General features: G+C 59.9%; 5 protein-coding genes. 4 read left to right on the top strand and 1 reads right to left on the bottom strand.

Annotated elements, in window-relative coordinates:
• A partial coding sequence (locus tag NWQ23_RS01915) for a thiamine pyrophosphate-dependent enzyme (RefSeq protein WP_306164547.1) occupies positions 1 to 1,529 on the top strand: 1,529 nt, incomplete at its 5' end.
• On the opposite strand, the gene NWQ23_RS01910 is transcribed toward NWQ23_RS01915, so the two are convergent.
• A complete protein-coding gene (locus NWQ23_RS01910) occupies positions 1,516 to 3,213 on the bottom strand; it encodes a serine protease (protein ID WP_306164546.1) in 1,698 nt (565 codons plus the stop codon). The two genes, NWQ23_RS01915 and NWQ23_RS01910, sit on opposite strands and share 14 nt — an antisense overlap.
• A 200-nt stretch (positions 3,214 to 3,413) precedes the next feature.
• On the opposite strand from NWQ23_RS01910, the gene NWQ23_RS01905 reads away from it, so the two are divergent.
• The 3 genes from NWQ23_RS01905 to glyS all read left to right on the top strand — a co-directional run.
• Positions 3,414 to 4,334 carry a glycine--tRNA ligase subunit alpha gene (locus NWQ23_RS01905; RefSeq protein WP_306164545.1) on the top strand — a complete coding sequence of 307 codons (921 nt, stop codon included), beginning with the start codon at positions 3,414 to 3,416 and terminating at the stop codon, positions 4,332 to 4,334.
• Positions 4,334 to 4,855, top strand: coding sequence for a DUF6446 family protein (locus NWQ23_RS01900; protein ID WP_306164544.1), 522 nt, complete (start codon positions 4,334 to 4,336; stop codon positions 4,853 to 4,855). The genes NWQ23_RS01905 and NWQ23_RS01900 overlap by 1 nt, the downstream gene beginning before the upstream one ends.
• Positions 4,855 to 6,845, top strand: a 1,991-nt coding sequence (glyS, locus tag NWQ23_RS01895) for a glycine--tRNA ligase subunit beta (RefSeq protein WP_306164543.1), incomplete at its 3' end; no start/stop codon positions are given. The genes NWQ23_RS01900 and glyS, both read left to right, overlap by 1 nt.

Raw genomic sequence — 6,845 nt, 5'->3', positions numbered from 1 at the left:
TCGGCATTCCGGGGGTGCATAATCAGGAAATGTATCGCGGGATCGAAGAGGCAGGCATCCGGCATATCCTCGCGCGACACGAACAGGGGGCGGGGTTCATGGCAGATGGCTATGCCCGCGCGACCGGTAAACCGGGCGTGGCCTACGTGATTTCTGGTCCCGGTCTGTGCAACATCATGACGCCGATGGGGCAGGCCTATTCCGACAGCGTGCCGATGCTGGTGATTTCGTCCGTGCTTGATGAGACAGAGGCCAAGCGCGGGCAATTGCACCAGATGAAGGATCAGGAAGGGGCGGCAGCCACGGTGTGTGACTGGTCCGTCACAGCACGGACGCCAGAGGCGACCTATCAGTTGATTGATCGGGCCTTGATCCAGATGGAAACGGGGGTTCCTTCCCCCAAACATATCCAAGTCCCGATTGCGCAGCTTGAGGCACAGGCAAAAGCGCCTCCCGCACGCCCCGCAGATTGGCCGACCTGCCCCGAGCCTGCCCCCCTGCAGTGCGCGACTTTGGTCGAGCGCCTGACGGCATCAAAGCGCCCCTTGTTCATTTTTGGTGGCGGCGCTGCACGTGGCGTGGCGCGCTGGTGGCCGCATTTCCAACGATTGAATGCAGCGTCCTTTACCACCTATGCAGGGCGCGGGATCATTCCCGATGACAGCCCTTTGCATTACGGCGCTACTCTTGCGCGGCAAAGCAGCGCCGATGTGATCGCCTCTGCAGATTTGATCGTCGCCGTGGGGACCCGGCTAAGCGAAGTTGATCTTTGGCGTGACGATCTGGGCCACACGGCCCCGATGATCCGCATTGATCTTGACCAGGAAAGCCTGACGGACCGTCATCGCGCAGAAACGCGCATCCTTGCGGATGCCAGCGCGCATCTGACCGACAGCCTGATCCAAATGGAAGGCGTGAAGCAAACCACTTGGTCAGCCAAAGAAGTCTCAGCCACACGTGCGCGCTGGCGCGCCGAACTCGATGCCGAACGCCCCGGTATTCTTCCCGTTGCTGACGCCCTCAAGGCTGTCCTGCCTGACGACACGATGATCTACTCGGACATGACCCAATTCGCCTATGCCGCCAAGGAGGTCTATCCGATGGACCGCCCCGGCCATTGGCATCACCCTTACGGCTTTGGGACGCTGGGCTATGCGCTACCGGCGGCGATTGGTGGCAAGATCGGCGTGGGGGATCAGCCAGTGGTCGCAATTCTGGGCGATTATGGCTTCCAGTATACAGTGCAGGAACTCGCGGTCGCGGTGGAACTCGAGCTTACGCTGCCGATTATCATCTGGGACAACGGCAAACTGGGTGAGATCGAAGACAGCATGGTCCGCGCCCAGATCGCCCCCAATGCGGTCATCCAACGCAACCCCGATTTCCTCAAACTGGCCGAGGCTTACGGGGCAGCGGCGGTGCAGCCCGCTGATCTGGGTGAACTGGCCCAGATGATCCAGACGGCCCTTGCAACCAAAGGGCCGACTGTGATCCGCGTGCCGTCCACAATCGCGCTTACCAGCAGCTAACCAAAACCGCCGCATCTGTCGCTTTGCGCTGCAAGGCGACGGGACCAATCGCGGGAGCGGGATCAGCGACTGAAACAGCCACGCCCGCTTGGGTCAGCAAGGCGACAATATCCGCCGCATTCAGAGAGAATTGCACTTCAGGGGGGAGCGCCTGAGATGTTGCACCTTGGCGTGGCAAAAGCATACCCAGAACAGCACCACTTTCAGCCAGAACAGCACCGCCCGCATTGCTGGGCCGGGCCAGTACAGAAAGCCGTTTGAACCGCGCATCATTGGACAGATCACGCAAGTCGATCAAGGTGCCAAAGGTCAGGGTCGGCGCGGGCAAGACCCCGTCGAAAGGATACCCGGCAAGCGCGATCGGGTCTTGCAAGCGCGGTGTGCCCCCTTGGAATTGCAGGATATCAATCGGGGTGACGGGCGAAGTGGGGCGCAAAATGGCCAGCCCGAGTTCTGGCACCGTCACCAAGACTTCGGCCTCGGTGTCACGGTCGAAAGTCAGGCGTTCGCAACTCTGCAAAACTTCGGAGGTTGTCACAACATGACCCTCGCCCGAGACATAAAACCCAGACCGCGAAAGCTGTGGTTGACGGACCGAAAGACCAGAAATCATGTCGATCGTCTGGTCCGCGCTGGGCGGCACGATATTGGGATCAAGCACGCCGTCAATCCGCGCAAAGCTTGACTGCATCGCATCCAAAACACGCGCAAACCGGCGGCTATCGCCCTGCGGCCAAACAAGGGTAAAGCCCTTGATTTCACCATCAACAAGGCTGGCGGTCGTGTAGGACTGGATGTCGTTGTCGGCGCCCTCAATGACGAATGCATTGTCCGACAGGCGGCGCGCGCCTTCGGGTGGGACAATATCAAGAACCTGCATGACCTCGAAAAGCCCCGCCAGCCTGCCTGCATCGCCGGGCTGAGAGATCAGCAGGACACGCGCTTGCGGCAGGTCCCCAGAGGCGGTGTACTGGGCGAAAGGTGGTTGAAACTCTGCAAAAGTGACCATTGCGAGCGGAATTTGCATCGCGATCCCGGTCGCATCATCACGCACCATCTGCATGCCGGCACTTTCCAGATCAAAATTGTACTGGCCCAGCAAAAGTGCCCGCTGGCTGGTCGTCAGCACCCCTGTTGGATCTTGATTATTCGCAATCTGCCAGTCTTCCATCGCGCTGCGGGTCCCGCGCCCGAATGCACCGTCAATCGCGGCGTTGTAAAAGCCTGCCCACTGCAGCGCTTTTTGCAGTTCTTGGCGTGCCTCAGGGGACAATGCGGCCTCGGCGGCGCGGGCTTCTGCCACAGTTTCCTGCGGCCCTGTCAGGGGGATGTCGGGCAAAGCAGGTGATACAAAGGCGATCTCATCTTGTGCGATTTCGTTCGGCGTGACGTTTGCCGAACCGCCGATTGGCCAGAATTGCTGTTCAAACCGGCGACCGTTCTGCAGATAGCTGTCAGAGGGGATTTGTCGGCTGGCCAGCAGCCGCGACAATTCCTGCCGTGCCAGTTGTTCGCTGTAAGGGCCCAAGACGATTCCATAGAATCCGGTTCCCAGATAATATCCCTGCACATCGCTGAACCTGCGCGCATATTCGCGGGCGCGCTCTGTCGCTTCGGTCAGTGTTTGGCGGGCTTCGATTTGCACCCAAAAGCTATCTTGCGCTTTGGCGGGGACGGTGGACAAAGAAAGTAGAACGACAGCGAAAAACGCCCTGAGCATGGCAAACCTCGGGATAACAAATCAATTTCGAATTGACTGGCCCGCTGTGCTCAAGGACGCAAGACAAACCGACGTGAGTCAGTTGATTAATTCCTGACCCGTTGCCCAATTGACCCTTGCCGCCCAGCACCCTATTGAACGGCCCATAGCGAAAGAGGTTTCAGATGGCGGACAAACCACGCAGTTTTCAGGACATTATCCTGCGGCTTCAGACCTACTGGGCCAGCAAAGGCTGCGCGATCCTGCAACCCTACGACATGGAAGTGGGCGCAGGCACGTTCCACCCCGCCACAACCCTGCGCGCGCTGGGCAACAAGCCCTGGGCCGCCGCCTATGTGCAGCCCTCACGCCGCCCGACGGACGGGCGCTATGGCGAAAACCCCAACCGCTTGCAGCACTACTACCAGTATCAGGTGCTCATCAAACCGTCGCCACCCGATATGCAGGACCTCTACCTTGGCTCGCTCGCGGCGATTGGCATTGACGCAGCCGTCCACGATATCCGCTTTGTCGAAGACGACTGGGAAAGCCCGACGCTGGGCGCCTGGGGCCTGGGCTGGGAGGTCTGGTGCGACGGCATGGAAGTCAGTCAGTTTACCTATTTCCAGCAGGTTGGCGGACACGACTGCAAACCGGTCTCGGGTGAATTGACCTATGGGTTGGAGCGCCTTGCGATGTATGTGCTGGGCGTTGATCACGTCATGGACATGCCATTCAACGACCCCCAAACACCGATCCCTTTGACCTATGGCGATATCTTCCGGCAAACTGAACAGGAATATTCGCGCTGGAACTTTGATGTGGCCGATACCGAGGTGCTGCTCCAGCACTTCAAGGATGCAGAGGCCGAGTGCCAGCGCATTCTGGACGCCCCCGCCGAAGATCCCAAGACAGGCAAGCGGATCATCATGGCGCATCCCGCCTATGACCAATGCATCAAGGCCAGCCATGTCTTCAACTTGCTCGACGCGCGCGGCGTCATCTCGGTCACCGAACGCCAAGCCTATATCGGGCGCGTGCGCGCGCTCGCCAAGGCCTGCGCCGACGCCTTTGTGCAAACCGAAGCGGGCGGGGCTGCGGCCTGATGGCGAGGATCATTATCGTGGCAATGCTTGTGATGGCCGCCGTCTTGGGTGGCGTACTTTATTATCAACAGGTCTATGCCTACTACGAGGATGTGGTGGCAGGCCCTGATGCGATCATGCTCACCTCCGTGTCGACCGGCGCGGCAGAGCCGCTTTTGATCCAGAATTTTGCAGGCATCGACGCGATCAGCAGCCCGCTGCGGTATCGTGCCTGTTTTGAAACACCGATCAGCCAAGCGACGCTGACCGAAACCTTTGTGATCGTCGAAAATGCCGAACCGCGCGTTGCCCCCCGCTGGTTCGACTGCTTTGATGCCGCCCAGATTGGCGCTGACCTTGGCGGCGATGCCATTGCCTTTATGGGTGTCGAGAATATCCAGTACGGGATCGACCGGATCGTTGCGATCTATCCCGACGGGCGCGGTTATGCCTGGCACCAGATCAATCAATGTGGCGAAGTCGTCTTTGACGGCAATCCGGTCCCCGAAGGCTGCCCCCAACCCCCTGAAAGCCCCAACTGATGCCTGATCTTCTGATTGAACTTTTCTCCGAAGAAATCCCCGCACGGATGCAAACCCGCGCGGCAGAAGATTTGCGCAAGCTGGTCACCGATGGTCTGGTCGAAGCGGGGCTGACCTATGCAGGAGCAGCTGCGTTTTCGACGCCGCGCCGCTTGGCGCTGTCGATCGAAGGGCTGACGGCTGAAAGCAAAGCGGTACGGGAAGAGCGCAAAGGCCCCAAAGTCGGCGCGCCGGATCAGGCGATTGACGGCTTCCTGCGCGGGGCAGGTGTGGCCCGCGACGACCTGCAGGTGCGCGACGACAAAAAGGGCCAGTTCTATGTGGCCGTGATCGAAAAGCCCGGCCGCATGGCCGCCGAGATCATCGCCGAAGTGCTGGAAAGCGCGATCCGTAACTTCCCGTGGCCTAAATCCATGCGCTGGGGTTCTGGTACACTGAAGTGGGTGCGTCCGCTGCACGCGATCCTGTGCATTCTGACCGATGAAGCCGGGGCCGAAGTCGTGCCGATGGACGTGGACGGGATCACATCGGGCAAGACCACGTGCGGGCACCGTTTCCTCGCGCCTGATGTGTTTCCTGTTACGTCCTTTGATGATTACGAGGCCAAGCTGAAACGCGCCCATGTCATCCTGCGTGCCGAAGAACGGGCCGAGGTGATCTGGCACGAAGCGACCAACCAGGCCTTTGCGCTGGGCCTTGAAGTGGTCGAGGACAAAGGCCTGCTGGCCGAGGTTGCGGGGCTGGTCGAATGGCCCGTCGTGCTGCTGGGCCAGATCGGCGAGGACTTTCTGGGACTGCCGCCCGAGGTCCTGCAAACCTCGATGAAAGAGCACCAGAAATTCTTTTCCGTGCGTAACCCCAAGACAGGCCGGATCGAACGTTTTGTGACCGTCGCCAATATGGAGACTGCCGATCACGGTGCGACCATTCTGGCAGGCAATCAAAAGGTGCTGGCGGCACGTCTGTCGGATGCGAAGTTCTTTTGGGAAAATGATCTGCGGACGGTCAAGACCGTGGGCCTTGAAGGCATGGGCGCGGGGCTGGCCGAAGTAACCTTCCACAACAAACTGGGGTCGCAGGCTGACCGGATAATTCGGATCGAAGCCTTGGCGCGCGAAATCGCGCCCTTCGTCGGGGCCAAGCCTGATCTGGCGGCAGAGGCCGCGCGGATTTGCAAAGCCGACTTGCAATCGGAAATGGTCGGCGAATTCCCTGAACTGCAAGGGCTGATGGGCCGCTACTACGCGCAAGCGGCAGGCCATGACGATGGCGTGCCAGAGGCATGCCAAGAACACTATTCCCCGCTGGGGCCATCCGATGATGTGCCGACTGCGCCTGTGTCCGTCGCTGTCGCGCTGGCCGACAAGATCGACACGCTGACAGGGTTCTGGGCGATTGACGAGAAACCGACCGGAAGCAAGGACCCCTTTGCGCTGCGCCGCGCGGCGCTGGGGGTTATTCGGTTGGTGTTGGAGAATGACCTCAGGATTGACCTCGCGAAGCTCATTGCGGCGGCGGCCGCGCCCGACGAATTCTCGATGCAGATGAAACTTGGCTTCGACATGGCAACGGGTCCCAGCGATGAGGATATCATTCGGGACTTTGGCGAAGAGCTTGCCAGAGACATTATTTCGACCCGTGGAATGTTCCAAGCGATCGCACATGCATCGCAGTCACAGGACGATGACAGCGCAGATCTGGCGCTGAGCCTCCTCTCCTTCTTCCACGACCGGCTCAAAGTCTTCCTCAAAGACAAGGGCATCCGGCACGACATCATCGACGCCTGCATTGCCATGCCCGGCAATGACGACCTGACCCTTCTTGTCAAACGGGCCGAGGCGCTGGCGGCGACCCTTGCCACCGATGACGGCGAGAACCTGATCCAAGGGTTCAAGCGCGCCAACAATATCCTCACACAAGCCGAGGAAAAAGACCGGGTCGAATACTCCTATGGCGCGGACCTGAAATATGCCGAGGATGACGCCGAAAA

Origin of the sequence: Yoonia sp., from assembly GCF_030731595.1 — a bacterium.
Classification (GTDB): domain Bacteria; phylum Pseudomonadota; class Alphaproteobacteria; order Rhodobacterales; family Rhodobacteraceae; genus Yoonia.
Note: the sequence above shows the minus strand (reverse complement) of the source record. Positions and strands in the feature narration are given on the sequence as shown.

What these genes read in the sequence shown, in the direction of transcription:
- NWQ23_RS01900 (WP_306164544.1), top strand. Translation starts at nt 4,334, where the DNA reads ATGGCGAGGATCATTATCGTGGCAATGCTTGTGATGGCCGCCGTCTTG.
- NWQ23_RS01905 (WP_306164545.1), top strand. Translation starts at nt 3,414, where the DNA reads ATGGCGGACAAACCACGCAGTTTTCAGGACATTATCCTGCGGCTTCAG.